The organism is Corynebacterium sp. (assembly GCF_030538285.1).
Lineage (GTDB): Bacteria > Actinomycetota > Actinomycetes > Mycobacteriales > Mycobacteriaceae > Corynebacterium.
In genome coordinates, this window is record NZ_JAUNUG010000021.1 from 1 (window position 1) to 21,877 (window position 21,877).

The window sequence follows — 21,877 nt, forward strand, 5'->3', positions numbered from 1 at the left end:
AGGTTGGACCAGTCGATGGAGTAGGCCTCGTTCCACTCGCCGGTCTGGCCGAACTCCTGGCCCATGAACAGCAGGTTCTTGCCCGGGTGGGAGAACATGTAGCCGTAGAGCGCGCGCAGACCCGCAGCCTTGTTCCAGTCATCGCCCGGCATACGGCCCCACAGGGAACCCTTGCCGTGGACGACCTCGTCGTGGGAGAAGGGCAGGACGTACTTCTCGGAGTAGGCGTAGATCATCGAGAACGTGATGTCGTTGTGGTGGTACTTACGGTGGATCGGGTCGAGCTTGAAGTATTCGAGGGTGTCGTTCATCCAGCCCATGTTCCACTTCAGGGAGAAGCCCAGGCCGCCGTGCTCGGTGGGGGCGGTAACCCCCGGCCAGGAGGTGGACTCCTCGGCGATGGTGAGCACCCCCGGGTGCGCACGGTGGACGGTGGCGTTCATCTCCTGGAGGAACTGCACCGCCTCGAGGTTCTCGCGGCCGCCGTACTGGTTGGGCTCCCACTCGCCGTGTTCGCGGGAGTAGTCGAGATAGAGCATGGAGGCCACGGCGTCGACGCGCAGGCCGTCGATGTGGAACTCCTCGATCCAGTACAGGGCGTTGGCGACGAGGAAGTTGCGCACCTCGCGGCGACCGAAGTCGAAGACATAGGTGCCCCAATCCTTCTGCTCGCCGCGGCGCCAATCCGGGTGCTCGTAGAGGGCGGGGCCGTCGAAACGGGCCAGGGCCCAGTCATCCTTGGGGAAGTGCGCCGGCACCCAGTCGACGAGGACGCCGATGCCCCGGTTGTGGAAAGCCTCGATGAGAGCACGCAGCTCATCCGGGTCACCCCAGCGGGCGGTCGGGGAGTAGTAGCCGGAGACCTGGTAGCCCCAGGAACCACCGAAGGGGTGCTCGGCGACGGGCATGAGCTCGACGTGGGTGAAGCCCTGCTCGGCGACGTAGTCGACCAGTTCGGTGGTCAGTTCCTTGTAGCCCTTGCCGATCTTCCAGGAGCCCAGGTGCACCTCGTAGATGGACATCGGCTCATTGATGATGTCCTTCTCCGAGCGCTGGCGGATCCAGTCCCCGTCGGACCAGTCGTAGCGGGAGTCGACGATGACAGAGGTGGTCTCCGGCGGGGCCAAAGTGCCCTTGGCCAGCGGGTCGGCCTTGTCGCGGCGGTGGCCTTCCTTGGTCTGGATGGCGAACTTGTAGGTGTCGCCGGCGCCCAGCTCGGGAATGAAGATCTCCCACACGCCGGAGGAGCCGAGGGAGCGCATCGGGTACTGGTTGTTGTTCCAGGCGCAGAAGTCACCGACCACGGCGACACCTTCCGCGTTGGGGGCCCACACGGCAAAGGAGGTGCCCTTGACGGTGCCCAGCGCGGTCTCGTAGGAACGCACGTTGGCGCCGAGGACATCCCACAGGCGCTCGTGGCGGCCCTCGGAGATCAGGTGCAGATCCAGGTTGCCCAGGGTCGGCAGGAAGGCATAGGGATCGGCCATGACGACCGGCTCGGCATCCGGCCAGGTGATGCGCAGGCGGTAGTCCGGGGTGTAGATATCGGGCAGGCCCAGCACCCAGATGTCATCGCCGATGGGCGTGGCCTCACGGGCCTCATTGTGGATGAGCACATCCACGCGCACGGCCCCGAGTTGGCGGGTACGAATGACCGACCCTCCCTCCACGGCGTGCCATCCGTAGAAGTCGTGGGGCGCGTGGTGGCTGCAGTTACGCAGGCGCTCCAGATCCGCATCGGGGATGAGCAGTTTCTGGTCGAGCCCATAGGCGTCGTTCATGGAGGTACCTCACAGGTGGGATGTTGAATTTGTCAAAGGCGGTGGTGTTGCGTGGCACCACCTGTCACACTCCTGACGCTACAGGAGTGCAGGGGGTGCTAGGCGCGGTAATCGCTGACGTTGCGCCAGGCGAGGGCCTCTCGGGCGTCGGCCGGGACGGTCGGCAGGACGAGGATGTGCGCCACGTCGAACTCGGGGGTGAGCTGGACGTAGTTGTGCTCGCCCCAGGTCCAGGTGGCGCCGGTGACGGCGTCGTGCACCGGGAAGGTGGCACCCGGGTGCTGGCCGATGGCCTCCAGGTCGAGGTGCACGGTGCCGGCCTGGGTGTGGTAAGTGTCCAGATTGACCACGACGAGCACGACATTGCCGGTGGCGGGGTCGACCTTGGAGTAGGCCAGGATCTGCTCATTATCGACGTCGTGGAAGTGCAGGTTGCGCAGCTGCTGCAACGCCGGGTTCTCGCGGCGGATGTGGTTGAGCAGGGTCAGGTACGGCTCGAGCGAGTCGCCGGAGGCCAGCGCACCCTCAAAGTCGCGGGGACGCAGCTCGTACTTCTCGGAGTCGAGGTACTCCTCGGATCCCTGGGCGACCGGCTCGTACTCGTAGAGCTCGTAGCCGGAGTACACGCCCCACAGCGGGGAGAGGGTCGCGGCGAGGGTGGCGCGGGCGGCGAACATGGCGCGGCCGCCGACCTGCAGGGACTCGTGGAGGATGTCCGGGGTGTTGACGAACAGGTTCGGGCGGGAGTAGTCGGCGGCGTCCCGGATCTCGGAGGCGAACTGGGTGAGCTCCTCCTTGGAGGTCTTCCACGTGAAGTAGGTGTAGGACTGGGAGAAGCCGAGCTTGGCCAGGCCGTAGAGGCGCGGGGCGCGGGTGAAGGCCTCGGCGAGGAAGATGACATCCGGGTCGGTCTTGTGGATCTCGCGGATCAGCCACTCCCAAAAGTTGGCCGGCTTGGTGTGCGGGTTATCCACGCGGAAGGTGCGCACGCCCAGGTCCACCCAGTGCTTGACCACCCGGTAGACCTCCTCGTACACGGCCTTGGGGTTGTTGTCGAAGTTGATGGGGTAGATGTCCTGGTACTTCTTCGGCGGGTTCTCGGCGTAGGCGATGGTGTCATCGGCGAGCACGGTGAAGAAGTCACGGTGGTCGGTGGCCCAGGGGTGATCCGGGGCGGCCTGCAGGGCCAGGTCGAGGGCGATCTCCAGGCCGAGCTCCTCCGCGCGCTTAAGCAGTGCGACGAAGTCCTCCTCGGTGCCCAGCTCCGGGTGGACGGCGTCGTGGCCGCCTTCCTTGGCGCCGATGGCCCAGGGGGAGCCGACGTCGTGCGGCTCGGGGGTCAGGGTGTTGTTGCGGCCCTTGCGGTTGATCTCACCGATGGGGTGGATCGGGGGGAAGTAGACGGTGTCAAACCCCATGGCGGCGACGCGCTCGAGGGCGTCGGCGGTGGTGGCGAAGGTGCCGTGGACCGGGTTGCCTTCCTCGTCCCAGCCGCCGGTGGAGCGGGGGAACAGCTCGTACCAGGAGTTGACCAGCGCGTCGCGGCGCTCGACGAGCAGCTCGCAGACCGGGCCCTTGGTCAGCAGCTCGCGCAGGGGGTGGCGGTGCAGGACGGCGGTGACGACCTCGGACAGGCCGGTCTCGACGCGCTTGTCCAGGGAAAGCTCCTCGTCGCGCAGGGCGGTGGCGGCATCCTTGAGCACCCCTGACACGGTCGACGGGGCATTGGCAGCGGCGCGGTCGAAGAGGTCCGCGCCGTGGGCGAGGTCATTGGCCAGCTCAGCGGCGGACTGGCCGGCGTCCATCTTCTTGGTGACGGCGTTGCGCCAGGTGGCGAAGACATCCGACCAGGCGTCGATGCGGAAGGTCCACAGGCCGGGGGCGTCGGGCACGAAGACGCCGTGGACGCGGTCCTGGTTGTGCGGATCGGTCGTCATGGCGATGGCGACGGTCTCCCCCTCGGGCGGGGTGATGTTCAGCGTCGCGGCGATGGCGTCATGGCCCTCGCGCCAGGCCAAGGCGGTGACGGGGACGACCTCACCGACGACGGCCTTGGCGGGGTACTGCCGCCCGGTGATCTGGGGGCGGACGTCATCGATTCCGAGTCGACCGGTCATGTGCTGCACCTTCCACAGTGAGGGGTTCGAATTACCCCAACGAGCCTAGTCCAGCTGTGTCAGTTCCACAGGGGAGCAACAAAATCGGCCACAATGGGGGATGTGACTGACTACAACGAGACCAACGAGGATCTGCTGGTCGATTTCCGCGACGTGACCTTCAAGCGTGGGGGACGCAACCTCGTCGGCCCCGTGACGTGGCAGGTGGAGCTGGACGAGCGCTGGGTGATCATCGGCCCCAACGGCGCCGGTAAGACCACGCTTATCCGCATGGCCGCCGCCGAGGAGTTCCCCAGCTCGGGCCGTGCTTTTGTCATGGGCGAGCAGTTGGGCCGCACCGACATGCGGGATCTGCGGGCCTCGATCGGCGTGTCGTCCTCGGCGCTGGGTAACCGCATCCCGGACAATGAGAAGGTCGGCGACCTGGTGGTTTCCGCGGGTTATGCCGTGTTGGGCCGCTGGCGGGAGGAGTACGAGGAGATCGACTTCGAGCAGGCCCATGAGATCCTCGACCAGGTCGGTGCCTACCATCTGCAGGACCGCACGTGGGGCACCCTGTCGGAGGGTGAGCGCAAGCGCGTGCTCGTCGCCCGGGCACTGATGACCAACCCCGAGCTGCTCATCCTCGACGAGCCGGGCGCGGGCATGGATCTCGGCGGCCGCGAGGACCTCGTTGGCTACCTCGGGGATCTGGCGATGGATCCGGATGCCCCGGCGATCGTCATGATCACCCACCACGTGGAAGAGATCCCCTTCGGGTTCACCCACGCCATGCTTCTCGACGAAGGCGCCGTCGTCGCCCAGGGCCTCATCAATAATGTGCTGACCAGTGAGAACCTCTCGAAGGCCTTCCATCAGCCCATCGAGGTTTCCCGCATCGGGGAGCGCTACTTCGCCCGCCGCACCCGCCGTCGTCCGGCGCACCGGGCGTGACAGCCACCTAGACTGATCTGAGACCGCAAGTACTGCTGCATTCCCAGGGAGGTGAAGGCATGCCCCAGCGCAAGGCGCCCACTGGTTACGACCAGGCACGGCTGTCCACCACCATCATCCTGGTCCGCGATTCCGCGGATGGCCTGCAGGTGTGGGCGCAGGAGCGGGTGTCCACGATGCGTAACTATCCGGGCATGACCGTGTTCCCGGGCGGGGGAGTGGACAGCCGTGATTTTCCCTCCGGCACGTGGGACACTTCGGATCTGTGGACCGGCCAGCCCGTCGAGCAGCTGGCGGAGCGCCTGGGGTTGAGCCCGGAGCAGACCCACGCCGTCGTCTTCGCCGGGGTGCGCGAGCTTTTCGAGGAGACCGGGACGCTCCTGGCCGTCCACGGCAACGGGGAACCCATCACGGATGTCACCCCCTATCACCAGGACCGGGTGGACCTGATTTCCCACCGGATCTCGCTGACGGACATGCTCACCCGCCGCGACCTGCGCGTGTGCTCCGATCTGGCGCGCCCCTGGGCCCGCTGGGTCGGGGGCTGGCGCGAGATGCACTGGTTCGACACCGTGTCTTTCGTCGCCGTCGCCCCGCCGGGCCAGTCCCCGGACGGTGAGACCTCCGAAGCCGATGACGCCGGCTGGTTCTCACCGCAATTGCTTCTCGACGGCTGGCGCCACGGCCTCGTCCGCCTCGCCATCCCGACCTGGGCGCAGCTGAGCTTCCTCGCCCAGTTCCCCACGGCGGCCGCAGCCCTGGCCGGAGCCAATGCCGCCGACCTCACCCCGGTTATCGGCGATCCCGTCGATGACCCCCGCTACGCCGAGTACTTCACCACCGCGTGGGTGGACCGGATCCGCCCCGAACGCTGATGGCCTACACACTCGCAGAGGTCGCCTTCCTGGCGGCCCACTCGGACGACATTGTGGACGCCACCGCCGGGCTTTCATTCACCCGCACTTCTGTGCTTGACGACGCCGCCGCCCTCCGCGCCCGTTTCGGCGAACATGGTCGGGCCGTCGCCGAGCTGGCCCAAGCCCGCCGCGCCGCGGCGGCCGGAGGCAAGTTCCCCGCCCACTGGCTCACCGACCTCGACGCCGCCCAGCAAGCGACGCCGCAGGCGGTGGCGGCGCAACGCGCCGCCCGCCTGCGGCGCATCCTGGGCGAGGACGCACTCATCCATGATGTGACGTGCTCGGTGGGGACGGAGGGGGCGTCGATAAGCGGGCCGTACCTGGGCAGCGACCTGGACCCGGTCCGACTGGCGATGGCACGGCACAACCTGGGTGCCAATGCCTGGCTCATCCGGGCGGATGCGACGGTGCCGGCCAGCCGTGGCGCCGATGTGATCGTGGCGGATCCTGCCCGGCGGGCAGGGGGAAGGCGCATCACCCGCCCTGATCAGCTGCTCCCGCCGCTGCCGGCTCTGCTGCACGCCTGGCCCGGCCAGGAGATGGCCGTGAAATGCGCGCCTGGCCTGGACTTCTCCGGGTGGGAGGGGCTGGTGAGCCTCGTCTCCCTCGACGGCGGGGTTAAAGAAGCCTGTCTGTATACCCCAGGATTAAGTGAGGGTGCCCGGCGTGAGGCAATAGTCATCAGCGGCGAGCATGTCGATCAGCTCACAGACTCCCAGCCGGATGATGTCGGCGCGGCAGAACCGGGACGGTATCTCATCGACCCGGACGGGGCAGTCGTGCGCGCCGGGCTCGTGCGCCACTACGCGGCCCGGGAGGGATTGTGGATGCTCGATGAACGCATCGCCTACCTCACTGGCGACCGCATTCCCGCTGGACGCAGCGGTTTTCCCATCCAGGAGATCGTGCCGCTGAAAAAGCTCAAGGCGGCGCTGGGCCCGGATATCGGCTCGCTGGAGATCCTCGTGCGCGGTGTGGACGTCGATCCGGACGTACTGCGGAAGAAGCTCAAGCTGAAGGGCACGCGCGCGGCGGCGGTGGTGTGCACACGGATCGGCACCCAAGGGGTGGCCATCGTGTGTGGGCCGCGCGAACACCGAAACTAAGGGTTGCCTTGGTTGTACCGGCGGAGCCTAGCGTAGACTCTCTGCAGACTTCCCCTAACCCCTAGAAAGGTGACTGCCGATGCCCGCGATCGTGGTACTCGTCAAGCATGTTCCGGACACCTGGTCCCGGAAGACACTCGAGGCCGATCACACTCTGGACCGTGACAACGTTGATTCCGTCATCGACGAGATCAACGAGTTCGCCATGGAGCAGGCCCTGCAACTGCGCGACGACAACCCCGACGCTGGTTACCGCGTCATCGCCGTGACCATGGGGCCCGCCGGGGCCGATGAGACCCTGCGCAAGGCCCTGGCCATGGGCGCCGACGATGCAGTTCACCTCCGCGACGATGCGCTGGCCGGCTCCGACCTGCTGGGCACCACCTGGGCGCTGACCAACGCCATCAACACCATCGAGGACGTGGCACTGATTGTCGCCGGTAACGCCTCCTCCGACGGGGCCATGGGCGCATTGCCCGGCATCCTCGCCGAATACCGCCAGTTCCCGGCGCTGACCGGTGTGCGCTCCGTGGCGCTCAAGGACGGGGCTGTCACCGGTGTCCGCGAAACCGCCGAGGGCCGCTATGAGCTCTCCGCCCAGCTGCCCGCGATCATCTCCGTGACGGATAAGGCCCCGAAGCCGCGTTTCCCCAACTTCAAGGGACTCATGGCCGCGAAGAAGTTCGAGATCACCGTGCTTGACCTGGCCTCGATCGGCGTTGACCCCGGGCAGGTCGGACTGGGGCACGCTGCCACCGCCGTCACCGGCGCCACGCAGCGTCCCGCGCGCACTGCAGGTGACGTCATCGGCGGCACCGATTCCGGCGTCGCCGCCGGCAAGATCGCCGACTTCCTGTCCGAAGAGAAGTTCCTCTAGCCCTCGACCTCACAAAGGAGCATGCACATGTCCACTGTTTACGTCCTGGTCGAGCACGATGGTTCCCAGGTAGCCCCCGTCACCGCTGAGCTCATCACCGCTGCCCGCCCATTGGGCGCGGTCACCGCAGTCGTCGTCGGCATCCCCGGTGTCACCGAGACCCTCCAGCGTGCCCTGGCCGAGGCCGGGGCCGAGGTCATTGTCGCCGCCGAATCCGCCGATACCCACCGCCGTTACCTGCTGCCGCAGGTCGACGCCCTGCACGCGCTGGCCGCCCACAACCCCGGGCCCATCGTCGTGGCCGCCGGGGCCGCGGGCAATGAGATCGCCGGCCGGCTGGCCGCCCGCCTGGCGTCCGGAGTGCTGTGCGATGTGGTGGGCATCAACGCCGACCGCACCGCCTCCCAGTCCGTGTTCGGTGACCAGGTGCAGGTGTCCGCTGCTGTCGGCGGCGCGTGCCCCATCTACACCCTGCGCCCGGGTGCGGTGGAGGCCGCCCCCGTGGCCGGCGCCGGTGCGGTGACCGCTCTGGAGCTGCCCGGTGCAACCGCCAAGGATGTCACTGTCACCGGGTTCTCCCTGGCCCGTCGTGGCAAGCGTCCGGACCTGAGCACCGCGAAGGTGGTCATTGCCGCCGGTCGCGGCATCGGCTCGAAGGAGGGCATGGCCCTGGCGGAAGAGCTGGCGGATGCGCTCGGTGGTGCCGTCGGCGTCACCCGCGACATCGTCGACCTCGACTACTATGACGGCGCGTATCAGATCGGCCAGACCGGAGTCACCGTGGCACCGGACCTCTACATCGGTCTGGGTGTCTCCGGCGCGATCCAGCACACTTCAGGTATGCAGACCGCGAAGAAGATCGTGGTGATCAACAACGACGAGGACGCCCCGATCTTCCAGATCGCCGACCTCGGTGTCGTCGGTGACCTCCACGAGGTCGTGCCCGCCCTCATCGCGGAAATCCGGGGGCGACGGTAGATGCGTCACTTCCTCGACCACGCGGCGACCTCGCCCATGCGGCAGGTGGCCGTTGATGCATGGGTGGAGCACGCCGGGATGCTCAACCCCGGAGGTCAGTACGCCGCCGGGCGCGCCGCCCGCCGGGTGCTCGATGATGCCCGCGACCTCATCGCCGAGCTTCTCGACGCCGACCCGGTCGAGGTCATCTTCACCGGTTCCGGCACGGAGGCCGACAACCTGGCCGTGACCGGCCTGTTCCGGGCCTCCGACCTGACACGCGTGGTCACCTCGCCTCTGGAGCACTCGGCGGTGTATGAGACGGTGCAGGCCCTCGGTGCGGACGTGGTGTGGCTGCCCGTCGCCGACGGCCGGGTCAGTGATCTGGCGGCGCTCGATGAACCGGCTGCCCTGGCGGCGTGCATGTGGGCGAACAATGAGACCGGCGCGGTGCAGCCGGTCGCGGAGATCGTCGCCCGGGCCTCGGCGGCGGGCACCCCCGTTCACGTGGACGCTGTGCAAGTTCTCGGCCGTCTGCCCGTCTCATTCCGGGAGCTGGGGGCGACCACCCTGGCGGCCAGCGCCCATAAATTCGGCGGCCCCCGCAGCGCAGGACTGCTGCTGGCCCGCCGCAGCCCCGCGCCCGCGCCCGTGCTGCACGGTGGCGGTCAGGAGCGGGGGATCCGCCCGGGCACCCTGGACGTGGCCTCCGCCGCTGCCATGGCCGCGGCACTGCAGGAGGCGGTAACCGACATGGCCGCGGAAAAAACGCGCCTGTCCGCGCTGCGCGATCGTCTGCGCGAGGGCATCCTGGCCCGGGTGGATGATGTGGTGGTGCACACCTCGGAGCCCGCGCTGCCCGGACACCTCCATCTGTCGTTCCCGGGCGCGGAGGGGGACAGCCTCATCATGCTTCTCGATGCCCTCGGCATCGCCGCCTCCACCGGTTCCGCGTGCGCCAGCGGTGTCAACCGGGCCAGCCGAATCCTCCTGTCGATGGGGGTCAATGAACGAGCCGCCCGAGGGGCGGTGCGTTTCACCCTGGGGCGTACCTCCACGGACGCGGATGTCGACGCGGTGCTCGCCGTGATCGAGGATGTGGTGGCCCGGGCGCGGTCGGCGGGGATGGCCGGCTGATCAGTCCCAGGAGCGGCGTCGGAAAGCAATTACCCGCCGCAGGTCCCGCGCGCGGTGCGGATCGAAACGGGCGGCGTCCAGGATGTGCTCGGCGGCATCCTCCGTCAAGCGCACCGCCCCCTCGGCGACAGTGCCCGCGACGGAGCGGGGCAGACCGAGGTCATCAGTAAACATCAGGAAACGGCGGCGGGTGAGCCCGGTGGTCGAACCACGGGTCACCTCACATCTTTAAGGCGGCACGATCGTGCCGTTTTCCTGCTCTAGGTGCTGTTTGATTCGCTTGTCGACGGCACATCGGTACGATCGTGCCGCTCGTCCAGGGTGCGGGGGAGGGTGCCGTCGAAAAGCGCGCGCGTCCAGCGCTCATCCTTGTAGTGGGCGGGAACGGCCCCGCCCAGCAGCACCCGGGCCAACTGCGCAGCCGCGATCGAGCCCTCGGCGGGCAGCTCGTGGTCGGAGCCGATGAGGATCATGTTCCCGTAGCGGCGCCCCTTGAGCATCGGCGGATCCGCGATGACCGCGACGTGCTCGAATACCTCCGCCATGCCCGCCAGCTCTGTTTTCGTGCCGATGAGGCTGGAGTAATCACCGCAATTGGAGATGTACAACCCGCCGGGCGTGAGCGCGGCGTGGACCGCGCGGAAAAACTCGGGCGTCGTCAGATCCAGCGGGGTGCGGTTACCGGCAAAGACATCGCGGATGATGATCTCCCGACTGCCGGGATAGAAACCGCGGGTGACCTCCCCGGCCTCCCCGACGCGGATCTTCACCGTCGGGGCGCGGGGAATGTCGAACCATTCGCGGACATAATCAGCCAGCTTCGCATCGAGTTCGACGACGGTGTGGCGGGAGGAGGGCCACAGGTGCGCGAAGTAGCGTGCCAGCGAACAGGCGGCACCGCCCAGATGCGTGACGCGGAGGGAGGCGGGATCGAAGCGGGAGTCGACCTGCTGCTCAATGATCGCCGCGATCCACCGCATGTACTCGAACTCGAGGACGTCCGGGCGCCCGATCTGCACATGTGAGCTGGGCACCCCGTTGATCATGAGGGTCCAGGCGTCCGGGTGGAAGGTGTCCGGGACGAGCTCCGCGGTGCCGGTGGAGATCTCGTAGGTGCCCTCCGCCGCCCCGGTCGACGGTGAGTCGGCGTGGTTCTTGCGGTTTCTCCGGGAGCGGGCCATGAATGATCATGGTAGCCGGTGTGATCAGGGGCGGAGCGAGGGGTTGGACAGCAAGTGATCCGCGGCGAAGGGGAGGGCGAACTGGAGGAAGCCGTAGGACGGAACTATGACCAGTGAACGTTCGAGAAGAGCCTTGCGTGCCATCGACAAGGCATTGGCCGGCACCCCCAAGTGTTCGGCAATGGCGCCTGTGCGCACGGGCTCACCCGCGGGGGACAGCTCCGCCAGAGCGTAGAGCAGGCCCAACTGTTGATCGGGGACATCGCGGAAGGAGGGCCCGTGGATTTGAATTCCGATCCTCTCCACCGCACTGTCCCTGATTGATCCAATGTGGTGGGATGTGATCTGGTTCGACTTCTCCTGATTGGCGCGTGCCCAGGACAAGGATCCGACGACCTGCATGAGGTAGGGATATCCCGCGCTGAGGGATACGGCAGCGTCGACGGCGTCGGCGGTCATTGCTCTGCCTCCCGATTGTGCGGTATCGACGAAGAGGATCCGTGCTTCGTCTTCGCTCACTACGGTCAGATCCACGCGGTGGGCACGCCGCAGGAACGTCGTTCCTTCCTGTTGTAGAAGCTTATCGACGCCCGCCGGCAGGCCAGCTGCCGCAAAGGCGATGTCGTAGTTGTCCCTCATCAGATCCTGGACCGCCGTGGCCAGGACGTGTTGGTCCTGGGGGTCGGCGCTCTGCAGTTCGTCGAGGGTGATGAGGATGCCGGAGCCGCGGTCGCGGAGGAGTCCGGCGACGTGCCGGAGGCGGGTGATCAAGGTGGGGGTTGGTGCGCTGTGTGATGGATCAGCGACCGAGGTGATGCTCCCCATCCCCGCCAGGGACATACCGGTGAGCATCCTTTTGCCGGATGGTCCCTCCAGCTCTTCTGCTATGTGGGGCAGGGTGGTGTCGGTAAGCGTGTCCACCATGCCTATTCCCGGGTAAGCACGCACGGGAACCCAGCCCTGAGATTGAGCGGTGTCCTCTAGTTCGTTGAGGAGAACTGTTTTACCGATTCCGCGGGCGCCAGACAGGATCAAAGTCCGGAACGGGCTGCCGATCCCCTCGGCGAGTCCGAGCGAGAAGGCATCCACGAGGGTTGAACGGCCTGCGAGCACCGTGGGGGAGACCCCGAAGCTGGGGCGGAACGGGTTCCGGAGAGGATTAACCATGCCACTGAGTTTAGATCTTTTAGAACTCCGTTGGCAGTTTAGATCTTTTAGATCTAGTTGTAGCGCGGCAGGAACAGGTGATAGATCAGCGTGCCGATAAGTTCAGAGATCGAGTGGGCAGAGGACATCAGGTCAGGGAGGATGAACATGACCCCAGCCTAGTTTCGGAAATGCCCGCGCGGGCGATTACGCTGCACACCTGAAAGGGAGGAAGTATGCGCGTACTGGCAGCGATGAGTGGCGGCGTCGATTCGGCGGTCGCCGCCGCGAGGATGGTGGAGGCTGGCCACGATGTGGTCGGCGTACACCTGGCGCTCTCACGTGACCCGCAGACCGTGCGCGAGTCCTCCCGTGGCTGCTGCTCCCTGGAGGATTCGGCGGATGCGCGCCGGGTGTGCGACACCCTCGGCATCCCCTTTTACGTGTGGGATTTCTCGGACCGCTTCCAGGCGGACGTCATCGATGATTTCGTGGATTCCTACGCCCGCGGGGAGACCCCGAATCCGTGCCTGCGTTGCAACGAGAAGATCAAGTTCGCGGCCCTGCTCGACCGCGCGGTGGCGCTCGGTTTTGATGCCGTGGCCACCGGCCACTATGCGCTTATCGACGACGCCGGGCACCTGCGCCGCAGCGTTGATCCAGCCAAGGATCAGTCTTATGTGCTCGGCGTGCTTACCCGCGCCGAACTTGACCGTTGTCTGTTCCCGGTGGGCAACACGGAGAAGCCGCAGATCCGCGAGGAGGCTGCCCGCCACGGCTTCTCGGTGGCGAAAAAGCCTGACTCCTACGACATTTGCTTCATCCCGGACGGCAACACCCAGGCCTTTCTCGGCTCGCGCATCGGGCTGCGGCCAGGCATGGTCGTGGATCAGAACGGCCGCGAACTGCGCGACCATGATGGTGCTTGGAACTTCACCATCGGCCAGCGCAAGGGCCTTGACCTGCGCGATCCCGCCGTCGATGGTCGGCCCCGCTACGTCACGGATATCGACGCGGCCAGCGGCACCGTCACCGTCGGTCCCCGCGATGCGCTGTCTGTCGGCGTCATCCACGCTGACCGGCTCAAGGTGCTCCACCCGGACATGGCGGGGGAGTTCGATGCCCATGTCCAGGTCCGCGCCCACGGTGGGGTGGTGGCCTGCCGCGCCGTCGTCTGGGAGGATAAGATGACGCTCACCCTGGCCGAGCCCCTGCAGGGAGTGGCCCGCGGCCAGGCCGCCGTGCTCTACCAGCCGGATCCGGATGGTCAGGGCGATATCGTCCTCGGGTCCGGCACGATCTGCGGGACGGAGACAGCGTGAGCGCCTATGGCCTCGGGCCCCTGCCGGGCACCTCGCTTAGCGACGCCGCCGACATCATCCGCTCCGAGACCGGCGACCTTCCGCACGTCCCTGACCTGCCGGCCCGCGGTCTCGGCGCCGACGGAGTGGGCCGCACTGCTGCGCTGCTGGAGGCCGTGAGCGTCGACCGCGGCCCGCGCTCATGGATCATGACCGACCGCCCGCAGCTGCTCACGCGCCGCACCCGCGATCTCCTCGACCGGGACCTCGATGAGCTCGAGGAAGCCTGGGGCACCACCGTGCCCGACCTCAAGGTGCAGGTCACCGGACCCTGGACGCTGGCCGCCTCCATCGAGCTGGCCAGCGGCCACCTGGTGATCACCGACCCCGGGGCCCTGCGTGACCTCACCGAGGCACTCATCGAGGGCGTCAACGCCCACACCGCTGAGCTGGCCCGCCGCTTCCGCGCCGAGGTGGTGGTCCAGCTCGACGAATCGTTGCTGCCCGAGATCGCCGCCGGCCTGCCCGGTACCACCCGCTTCAACCCCATCCGCCCCGTCAACCCGAGGGACCTGGCCGAACGCCTGGCGGGTGTCGTGGAGGGGCTGGATGCGGAGCGGGTCCTGCTCAACCAGACCGGCTACGCGCCTTTGTGGGAGGTCGCCCGCGACTCCCGCGCCGAGACCGTCCTCGTCTCCCTCGACCAGGTTCAAGGTACCGCCCAGTACGACGGCTTCGGTCACACCATCTCCGCCGGGACCCGCATCGGCCTGGGTGTTACCGGCCCAGCCGATCGCGTCGACGAACTCCACGAGCGCCCCCGCGAGCGGGCCGTCGCCGTCGCGCGTTTCTGGGAGCGTCTGGGCCTGGACCCACAGTGGCTCACCGAGCGCATCGATGTTCACCCCCGCGCCGGGATCCTCGAGGGGACACTTCTCGGAGCCGCCAACGCCTACCGCATGGCCCGGATCGTCGACCACATGCTGCGCACCGACGCCGGGGACCTGTAGCCACATAACGATGACTGGCTTACCTCCCGCTGGTCCTGCGTGGGCCGGTTCCCTCATGGGCACCTCGATTGCCGCGACGCTGACCCTCATGCACGGCCTGGTGTGGCCGGGCCTGGCGCTCCTTCTCTTAGCCACCGGCCTGCTGGTCGCCTTCACCTTTGGCTGGCTACGGCACCGCAACCCCAGCTTCACCCAGGAATTCATGGGCCCGTGGGGCATGGTGTCCATGGGTGTCATGGCTTTGGGCAGCGCGTGGACCACCGCCACCGACCTGCTCACCCCGCAACTGATCACCTGGCTGATCGGCATGCCCCTAGCTGTGGTGGTGTGTCTGCGGCAGTTGCGCCGCTTCCACGGTGCCCCGAGCTTTCTCTGGGGACTGGCCGTAGTGTCCCCGATGGTGGCGGCGACCTCCGGAGGCCAGCTCGCCCTGGTCCTGGATTCGCCGTGGGCGCAGGTCATTCACATAGTCGCCCTGGGGTGCTTCGTCCTCAGCCTGGTCACGGGCGTGCCGTTGTTTATTCGCGTCTACGTCGCGCGACCACGGATCCCCGCGGCGTTTGCCGGCACGGCGTGGATCCCCCTCGGTATCGTCGGCCAGTCCACTGTCGCGGCCCACGTGGTTTTCGCGTCACCCCGAGCCGACACTTACGGCATCGTCATGCTCACCCTCGGGATGCCGATGATCGCCTACGCCGCCTGGCACTTCTGGGGCCGGGCGGTACGCAGGTGGGCGGAGTACACGCCCGGCTGGTGGGGATCGACATTCCCGACGGGCACCCTGTCCCTCGGCGCCGCTTATATGGGGTGGGAACAGGTCAGCGCGGGGTTTCTCGGGCTGCTGCTCGTGCACTGGGCCCTATGTGTGGCCCGGTTTGCCTCCCGCTGATCGGGCGTCGATGTCCCTGAGATGATGCAACCCGGGTGGGCCAGCCATGAAAGCCCAGGTCGGGTGTGGCTGTTGTGGCGCAGGACAGGGGGTTGCGTCACTTCAGGGACAACCCACGCCTATCCCTGCATCGGCCAGGCGGTGTTCACATCCGAGGCATCCTTGCCCTGCCCCTGCAGGTACTTAGCGAAGTCCATCTGCCGGTCGTGGTGGCCGACGGCCTGGAACTCCATGAGCTCACCCTCGGACATCCGGGTCAGCTCCGGCCACTGGCGGGCCTGCTTCCAGGCGATGCGCGCGGCGGCGAGAGCATCAGAGGTGGCCTCATGCGCATTACCCAGTTCCACGCCATAGTGTTCGGACATGGCGCCCAGGTTGCGCTTGCCCCTGCGGTAGGGGTCTTTCACCCGGTCGACGACATAGGGGTCGAACACCGGGCCCGTCACCACGAAATCACCGGTGAGTTGACGCAGGACTGTCAGGTCGTAGCAGGCGTTGTAGACCACCAGGGTCAACCCGTCCTCCCAGGCCTTCTTTATCGCGGCGACGGTGTCAGCGAGCACCTCATCGTGGGGGCGGCCCTCGGCGCGGGCCTTCTCCGTCGTGATGCCGTGGATCTTCGAGGCTTCCTCGGGTATCTCTACCCCAGGGTCGGCGAGGTGTTCGATGGCGTTGACCTCGCGGCCATCGATACGCACCAGAGCCGAGGTGACGATGCGCGCCTCCTTCGGGAAACGGGAGGTGGTCTCAAGGTCGAAGGAAAGCATGCGGGAGGCATCGAAGCCGCTGAATCCGGTCATGGTCTCAACCCTAGACTGCCCACCCGACATGACTCACCCGCGGCGTTGAAACAGCTGGTAGGCGATGGTTCCGGCGAGCAGTCCGACGAGCGCGCACGCCAGCCACCACAGCCACACCGGGATCGCGCTGTTCCACGGCACCGCCACGACTCCGATGACCACGGCCAGCGCCAGGGTCGCTAGGAGGTCGACCACGAGGGCGCGTGGAGAGCGCCCGGGGCGTCGCACCTTGCGCAATGACAGTGCCACGGAAATGAACAGATAGATCAGCAGCCCCCAACCGATGATGGTGATCATCTACTTCACCTCCAGGAGTGCGAGTGCGATCTCGTCCACGCCGGCCATGGTGTCTGCCGCGACATACGCCGCCCGGCCGGCTTCCTCGTCGACAATAAGTGTCGTTGAGTAGCCGTAGGTGCCGCCGTGGTGGACCCGGCGGCCTTCATCATCGGTGCTCCAGGTGTAGTCCGGAACACCGTTGTCCAGCACAAAAGTGGCGTAGCGGGCCATGTCGGCGGCGGTGGAGCGCAGACCGCCGGTGGGCATGTAACCCCCCAACTCCCAGGGCTCGGCTTGCTTTCCGGTCGGCATGAAGCCTCGTGGGGCATCGTCGGGCACGGAGCCATTGGTCATCGGGTAGGTGTCCGTCATGCCCGCCGGGGTGAGGATGTGGTCGTCGACCAGCTGCTCCCAGGTGGTGTCGGCCTCGATGGCCAGGAGTTGTCCCAGAAGCGCGACGCCGAGGTTCGAGTACTCCTCCTTGCCGCGGTTGTTCAAGGATGCAGCTAGCGCGTCGTCAACGACCTGCTCGCGGGTGATGCCAGCATAAGGGTTCGCACCGGTGAAGCTGGTGAGGAGGGAACCCAGCAGGAATCCGCCGGGTAGCCGGGGTAATCCTGAGGTGTGGTCGGCGAGCTCACGCAGTGTGATGTCGGCGATCTCGGAGCCTTGCGCGTCGATGATCTCCCTGACGGGGGTCTCCTCCAGACCGCGTTCGGCGAGGATGTGGGCGGTGAAGGTCTTGGTCACCGAGCCGATCTCGAACTCGGTGTGCTCATCCGCGCCGAGACCGGCGAAACGGGCCCCGTCGGAGTCGATCAGTACTGCACTGATGTGGTGATGGCCGGAGCCGGCGGCGTCGGCGAGGCGGGCGGACAGCTCCGGGTCGCCGGTGCGTTCCTCGGAGAGGTGCAAGGGGCGGGGTCCGAGCCAGAGAAGCAGGCCTGTGACGCTCAGGGCGGCGATGGCGGCGATGGCATAACGCATTAGTGGTCCTCCGTGGCGGCGATGATGGTGAGTAGGGGGATGACGCGGGCAGTGCGCACACTCCAACGCCCGCCCGCGCCTTTGGAGATCCAGCCTCCGGCCTGCAGCGCCCCGAGATGGTGGTAGGCGGTGCCGGTGGAGGTGGCGAGCTCTTCGTCGATGAGTTCGGCCGCGGTGGCGGGGGCGTCGAGGAGCTTCTTGAGGATCGCGCCGCGCACCGGGTGAGCGAGGGCGGCGAGGCGCTCGAGGTGGGGGCCCCAGTCCTCGTCGAGCAGCACGTTCGTGGGCCGGCCCCACTGGTATTGCGCGACGCCCACGCCGGTATGGACGTCACCGGCGAAGATGACGGAGTCGTTGATGTTGTCGAGGACCCACAGGTCCCCGCTCACCTGTGCTCCCGTCGGCCCGCTCTCCAAGGCCTTGAGGCGTTGTTCGATGGCGGTCAGTCTGGCTTCTAGTTCCACAATTCCAAAACTACAGAAAGTTGAAAGGGTGGGCAAGGGCTAGAATTCTCGTTGTGACTGAGCCAGTGATTGACCCCGATCTGCGCCGCCAGTGGAACGAGCTGGCAGAGGAGATCCGCCGCCACCGCGACCTCTACTACAACGAGCAGCCGGAAATCCCCGACGCCGACTTCGACGCGCTCTTCCGCAAGCTCCAACAGCTGGAAGCCGAGCACCCGGAGCTGGCCGTTCCGGATAGCCCCACCATGGAGGTCGGAGCCCCCGCCGTCGCCAGCTCCACCTTCGATAACGTCGAGCACCTCGAGCGCATGATGAGCCTCGACAACGCCTTCGACGAGGAGGAACTGCGCGAGTGGCTCACCCGCACGCCTTCCGAGACCTATCTCACTGAGCTGAAGATCGACGGTCTGTCCATCGCGCTCGTCTACCGCGACGGCCGCCTCGAGCGGGCCGCCACGCGTGGCGACGGACGCATCGGCGAGGATGTCACCGCCAATGCCAAGGTCATCGACGATATTCCCCATGAACTGAGCGGCACCGACATCCCGGCACTGTTGGAGGTCCGCGGCGAGGTGTTCATCGCGCTCGAGGATTTCGACGAGGTCAATGAGCTGCGCCAGGCCGAGGGCGGCAAGCCCTTCGCCAACCCCCGTAACGCCGCCGCTGGCTCGCTGCGCCAGAAAAACCCTGAGGATGTGAAAAAGCGTCGCCTGCGTATGATCGCCCACGGCATCGGCGCTCGCGAAGGCTTTTCACCGGCCACCCAGCACGAGGCCTACACCGCGCTCGCCGGATGGGGGCTGCCCGTCAGCCCCTACACCGAGCAGGTCCACTCCGCGGATGAGGTGGTGGAGAAAGTCCGCTACTGGGCCGAGCACCGCCACGACGCCGCGCACGAGATGGACGGTCTGGTGGTCAAGGTCGACTCCTATTCCGAGCAGCGCGCACTCGGCGCCACCTCGCGTGCCCCGCGCTGGGCGATCGCCTACAAGTACCCGCCGGAGGAGGTCACCACCACGTTGGTGGACATCCAGGTCGGCGTCGGCCGCACCGGGCGTGTCACCCCCTTCGCCATCATGGAGCCCGTTTTCGTCGCCGGCTCCACCGTCTCCATGGCCACCCTGCACAACCAAACCGAGGTCAAACGCAAGGGCGTGCTCATCGGCGATACCGTGGTCATCCGCAAGGCCGGTGAGATCATTCCGGAGGTCCTGGGACCTGTAGTGGAGAAGCGCGATGGTAGCGAGCGGGAGTTCATCTTCCCCACGCTGTGCCCCTCGTGCGGCACCCGCCTGGCCCCGCAGAAGGAGGGTGATGCCGACTGGCGCTGCCCCAACACCCGCTCCTGCCCGGCGCAGCTGTCCTCCCGGCTGACCTACCTGGCCGGCCGCGGCGCCTTCGACATCGAGGCGCTGGGGGAGAAGGGGGCCCAGGACCTCATCCGCACCGGCATCCTCGAAGACGAGTCCGGCCTCTTCGATCTCACGGAGGCGGACCTCGCGGCCTCCAAGGTCTACACCACCAAGAACGGAAAGGTGAACGCCTCCGGCCTCAAGCTGCTGGAGAACCTCGCTACCGCCCGCGAGACCGATCTGTGGCGCGTCATCGTCGCCCTGTCCATCCGCCACGTCGGCCCCACCGCCGCCCGCGCCCTGGCCGGTCGCTACCGCTCCCTGCCTGCGCTTATCGACGCCCCCGTCGAGGACATCGCCGAAACCGACGGCGTCGGCACCATCATCGCCGAATCATTCCGGAACTGGTTCGAGGTCGATTGGCACCGGGCGCTGGTCGACCGCTGGGCCGCCGCCGGGGTGACCATGGAGGAATCCGGGGAGGATCTGGCGGAGCAGACCCTCGAGGGCCTGACCATCGTGGTGACGGGGTCGCTGGAGGGTTTCACCCGCGACGGGGCCAAGGAGGCCATCCTTTCCCGCGGCGGTAAGGCGTCCGGCTCGGTGTCGAAGAAGACCTCCTATGTGGTCGTCGGGGAGAACGCGGGCTCCAAGGAGACCAAGGCCCGCGAACTGGAGCTACCCATCCTCGATGAGGCCGGGTTCGTCCGGTTGTTGGAGACCGGATCGCCGGAGTAGGGCGGTTCAGGCGCGCCGGGCCGCGGGCAGCAGTGCCGCCACCAGGTAGACGAGCACCGCGATGGGTGGGAGCAGGACTCCGAGGATGTTGAGGGCGGCATTCGTGCGGCTCGGGTCCAGGGCCCACAGCACCAGCCACGATCCCCAGCCGATGAGCGCGGTGAGCCCGGCTGCGGTGCCGACCCACAGTGGCGCGATGGGGCCGTTACGGATGAGGGCGGTCAACCCGACGGCGAGGGCCGCCACCACCCCAATCCCGGCCAGGATCATGATGTCGATCGACGCGGCGAGCCACGCGAGAGCGAAGAGAACGGCGTGAATGGCAGCGGCTATCAGGAAGAGGTTCCGCACGGGAGAGTCCTTGCGTCGGAAATGGTCCGTCGACCACGACGGTATCAAGTTCGCACGGTGACGATGTTTAGGCTCTGCGCCCGGCGGTCAAGGCAGCCAGCAAAAACAGCAGGCCGGACAATGCCGGCAGGTACACCCAGAGCGGGTGCGGGAAGCGCGCCCAGAAATACGGGTGGGTAAATCCGTGGCTGGCCAGCATCCCCGCAGCCGCAACACCGGCCGTACCAGCCACAAGCCCGCAGAACTGCGCGAGAACTGCTGTTGGTCTGAGGAAAAGGTAGACGCAGATCGCCAGACTCGATACGCAGGCGATCACGGCTGCGAGGCCGATTCCGCGACCACTTTCCCCGGCCAGAGCCAAAAGCAGCAGTACCTGGACCAGGAATCCTCCCAGGAGAACAAACCGCGTCGACATAGCCTAACTCAGGATCGCACCGACGATACGGCCGAGCTGGCCGAGGTGCTCCACCTCACTGGCCAGGAAGTCGGGTCCGCCGGTGCGACCGACGATGAGTACCATGCCGGTCGAGCCCAGGGGAGTGGCCGCCAGCGAGGAGTCGAGCAACCCCCACGTGTCGGGAATCCAATCCTCGTCCTCCGGGTTGAGGATGCGCGCGGCGGTGACGTCGATGTCATTGGGGTGGGATCCGTCATCCTCCGGGGCGGCCATGGAGGCGGCGACGCGGGAGATCTCATCGGCGGAGGCTTTGTCGTCGAGGACGATGGCCCAAGACGCAGTCATGGAGCGCGGCGTCACGGTGACCAGCTCCTCCATGGCGCGCGGGATGTTGCGGGAGTGGACTGCCACCTCGGCGAGCATCTGGATCTGGCCGCGGCGGTCGACGCGCCCGGAAAATGGGCGGATCGAGTCGACCTCCACGCCGTCGATGGTGTCGGCGGCAGTAATGAGGGAATCGGCCATGGCCCCCTTGGGCAGCGAGACGACAATGTCGTCCATGACAGTGCCGTCGGGGAAGGATTCAACCACGTCGACGGATTCAATGTTGCCGTCCACCAGCCCGATCGCCTCCGCGAGTTGTCCGAGGCTGCCCGGGGTGTCGGGGAGCAGGACGCGGATGAGATAAGACATGAGGAAGTGGCCGACCTTTCATCAAACATATTGCAAGGGAGTGATTTCAATCATAGAGAACAATCCGGCGACGACGGGGACATACCTCAGATAAGTTTCGCGTGGGGCCCTGCAGTAGCATGGACGGAGTTCATTCCACGATGCGTAAAGGACGAATTCCGCAGTGTCTGAAATTTCGCGTGATGAGGTCGCTCACCTCGCCATGTTGTCCCGGCTCGCGCTGAGCGAGGACGAGCTCCAGCTCTTCGCGGAGCAGATCGACGAGATCGTCGACGCCGTCTCCGCCGTCCAGAAGGTCGACGCCGAGGGAGTGGAGCCGATGAGCCACCCGCACTCGATCGTCACCCCGATGCGTGAGGACGTTCTCGTCCCCACCCTCACCGCCGAGCAGGCCCTCGACCAGGCCCCGGCGTCCGAGGACGGCCGTTTCATGGTTCCGCAGATCCTGGGTGAGGAGTAATCAC

General features: G+C 66.8%; 23 protein-coding genes. 11 read left to right on the forward strand and 12 right to left on the reverse strand.

Annotated elements, in window-relative coordinates; translation table 11 throughout:
• Both glgB and Q4G50_RS08355 read right to left on the reverse strand, forming a co-directional pair.
• Positions 1–1,781 (reverse strand): 1,4-alpha-glucan branching protein GlgB (gene glgB, locus Q4G50_RS08350; protein ID WP_303377196.1); only part of this gene is annotated, 1,781 nt, incomplete at its 3' end.
• A 98-nt stretch (positions 1,782–1,879) separates the two neighbouring features.
• Complete coding sequence (locus Q4G50_RS08355) at positions 1,880–3,898, reverse strand: maltotransferase domain-containing protein (protein WP_303377197.1); 2,019 nt, start codon at positions 3,896–3,898, stop codon at positions 1,880–1,882.
• 93 nt (positions 3,899–3,991) lie between these two features.
• Here Q4G50_RS08355 and Q4G50_RS08360 point away from each other — a divergent pair, with 93 nt between their 5' ends.
• From Q4G50_RS08360 to Q4G50_RS08385, 6 genes are all read left to right on the forward strand, one after another.
• The gene (locus Q4G50_RS08360) at positions 3,992–4,831 is read left to right on the forward strand and encodes an ABC transporter ATP-binding protein (RefSeq protein ID WP_303377198.1); all 840 of its coding nucleotides are present in this window, start codon (positions 3,992–3,994) and stop codon (positions 4,829–4,831) included.
• 59 nt (positions 4,832–4,890) lie between these two features.
• Positions 4,891–5,706: an NUDIX hydrolase gene (locus Q4G50_RS08365; protein ID WP_303377199.1), complete on the forward strand. Its 816-nt coding sequence runs from the start codon at positions 4,891–4,893 to the stop codon at positions 5,704–5,706.
• Positions 5,706–6,854, forward strand: a complete 1,149-nt coding sequence (locus tag Q4G50_RS08370; RefSeq protein WP_303377200.1) for an SAM-dependent methyltransferase — start codon at positions 5,706–5,708, stop codon at positions 6,852–6,854. The genes Q4G50_RS08365 and Q4G50_RS08370 overlap by 1 nt, the downstream gene beginning before the upstream one ends.
• 79 nt (positions 6,855–6,933) lie before the next feature.
• Positions 6,934–7,731, forward strand: a complete 798-nt coding sequence (locus Q4G50_RS08375; RefSeq protein ID WP_303377201.1) for an electron transfer flavoprotein subunit beta/FixA family protein — start codon at positions 6,934–6,936, stop codon at positions 7,729–7,731.
• Between the two features lie 27 nt (positions 7,732–7,758).
• Positions 7,759–8,709, forward strand: a complete 951-nt coding sequence (locus tag Q4G50_RS08380) for an electron transfer flavoprotein subunit alpha/FixB family protein (RefSeq protein ID WP_303377202.1) — start codon at positions 7,759–7,761, stop codon at positions 8,707–8,709.
• Complete coding sequence (locus tag Q4G50_RS08385; protein WP_303377203.1) at positions 8,710–9,825, forward strand: cysteine desulfurase family protein; 1,116 nt, start codon at positions 8,710–8,712, stop codon at positions 9,823–9,825.
• Here Q4G50_RS08385 and Q4G50_RS08390 read toward each other — a convergent pair whose 3' ends face one another.
• The 3 genes from Q4G50_RS08390 to Q4G50_RS08400 are packed head-to-tail and all read right to left on the reverse strand — an operon-like array spanning position 9,826 to position 12,173.
• Positions 9,826–10,044: a hypothetical protein gene (locus tag Q4G50_RS08390; RefSeq protein WP_303377204.1), complete on the reverse strand. Its 219-nt coding sequence runs from the start codon at positions 10,042–10,044 to the stop codon at positions 9,826–9,828. It lies immediately after the preceding gene.
• A 41-nt stretch (positions 10,045–10,085) separates the two neighbouring features.
• Positions 10,086–11,006 (reverse strand): spermidine synthase, encoded by a 921-nt coding sequence (locus Q4G50_RS08395; RefSeq protein ID WP_303377205.1) that lies wholly within the window; start codon positions 11,004–11,006, stop codon positions 10,086–10,088.
• Between the two features lie 24 nt (positions 11,007–11,030).
• The gene (locus Q4G50_RS08400; RefSeq protein ID WP_303377206.1) at positions 11,031–12,173 is read right to left on the reverse strand and encodes an AAA family ATPase; all 1,143 of its coding nucleotides are present in this window, start codon (positions 12,171–12,173) and stop codon (positions 11,031–11,033) included.
• 215 nt (positions 12,174–12,388) lie between these two features.
• On the opposite strand from Q4G50_RS08400, the gene mnmA reads away from it, so the two are divergent.
• The 3 genes from mnmA to Q4G50_RS08415 are packed head-to-tail and all read left to right on the forward strand — an operon-like array spanning position 12,389 to position 15,352.
• Positions 12,389–13,474 carry a tRNA 2-thiouridine(34) synthase MnmA gene (mnmA, locus tag Q4G50_RS08405; RefSeq protein ID WP_303377207.1) on the forward strand — a complete coding sequence of 362 codons (1,086 nt, stop codon included), beginning with the start codon at positions 12,389–12,391 and terminating at the stop codon, positions 13,472–13,474.
• Entirely contained in the window at positions 13,471–14,463 is a 993-nt protein-coding gene (locus tag Q4G50_RS08410) for a hypothetical protein (protein ID WP_303377208.1), read from the forward strand. The genes mnmA and Q4G50_RS08410 overlap by 4 nt, the downstream gene beginning before the upstream one ends.
• Positions 14,464–14,473: 10 nt before the next feature.
• Positions 14,474–15,352 (forward strand): hypothetical protein, encoded by an 879-nt coding sequence (locus Q4G50_RS08415; RefSeq protein ID WP_303377209.1) that lies wholly within the window; start codon positions 14,474–14,476, stop codon positions 15,350–15,352.
• Between the two features lie 119 nt (positions 15,353–15,471).
• Here Q4G50_RS08415 and Q4G50_RS08420 read toward each other — a convergent pair whose 3' ends face one another.
• The 4 genes from Q4G50_RS08420 to Q4G50_RS08435 are packed head-to-tail and all read right to left on the reverse strand — an operon-like array spanning position 15,472 to position 17,882.
• Positions 15,472–16,152, reverse strand: coding sequence for a 3'-5' exonuclease (locus Q4G50_RS08420; RefSeq protein WP_303377210.1), 681 nt, complete (start codon positions 16,150–16,152; stop codon positions 15,472–15,474).
• Positions 16,153–16,185: 33 nt separating this feature from the next.
• Positions 16,186–16,449: a hypothetical protein gene (locus tag Q4G50_RS08425; RefSeq protein ID WP_303377211.1), complete on the reverse strand. Its 264-nt coding sequence runs from the start codon at positions 16,447–16,449 to the stop codon at positions 16,186–16,188.
• Positions 16,450–17,418, reverse strand: coding sequence for a serine hydrolase (locus Q4G50_RS08430; protein WP_303377212.1), 969 nt, complete (start codon positions 17,416–17,418; stop codon positions 16,450–16,452). It abuts the gene before it with no gap.
• Complete coding sequence (locus Q4G50_RS08435; RefSeq protein WP_303377213.1) at positions 17,418–17,882, reverse strand: helix-turn-helix transcriptional regulator; 465 nt, start codon at positions 17,880–17,882, stop codon at positions 17,418–17,420. Before Q4G50_RS08435 ends, Q4G50_RS08430 begins: the two co-directional genes overlap by 1 nt.
• Positions 17,883–17,935: 53 nt before the next feature.
• On the opposite strand from Q4G50_RS08435, the gene ligA reads away from it, so the two are divergent.
• Positions 17,936–19,972, forward strand: coding sequence for an NAD-dependent DNA ligase LigA (ligA, locus tag Q4G50_RS08440; protein WP_303377214.1), 2,037 nt, complete (start codon positions 17,936–17,938; stop codon positions 19,970–19,972).
• A gap of 6 nt (positions 19,973–19,978) precedes the next feature.
• Here the strand turns inward: ligA and Q4G50_RS08445 are convergent, their stop codons facing one another.
• From Q4G50_RS08445 to Q4G50_RS08455, 3 genes are all read right to left on the reverse strand, one after another.
• Entirely contained in the window at positions 19,979–20,323 is a 345-nt protein-coding gene (locus Q4G50_RS08445) for a hypothetical protein (protein WP_303377215.1), read from the reverse strand.
• Positions 20,324–20,390: 67 nt separating this feature from the next.
• Positions 20,391–20,738 carry a hypothetical protein gene (locus Q4G50_RS08450; protein ID WP_303377216.1) on the reverse strand — a complete coding sequence of 116 codons (348 nt, stop codon included), beginning with the start codon at positions 20,736–20,738 and terminating at the stop codon, positions 20,391–20,393.
• 3 nt (positions 20,739–20,741) lie between these two features.
• Positions 20,742–21,413: an amino acid-binding ACT domain protein gene (locus Q4G50_RS08455; protein WP_303377217.1), complete on the reverse strand. Its 672-nt coding sequence runs from the start codon at positions 21,411–21,413 to the stop codon at positions 20,742–20,744.
• Positions 21,414–21,576: 163 nt separating this feature from the next.
• Here Q4G50_RS08455 and gatC point away from each other — a divergent pair, with 163 nt between their 5' ends.
• Positions 21,577–21,873, forward strand: a complete 297-nt coding sequence (gene gatC / locus Q4G50_RS08460) for an Asp-tRNA(Asn)/Glu-tRNA(Gln) amidotransferase subunit GatC (protein WP_303377218.1) — start codon at positions 21,577–21,579, stop codon at positions 21,871–21,873.
• Positions 21,874–21,877 lie beyond the last annotated feature (4 nt).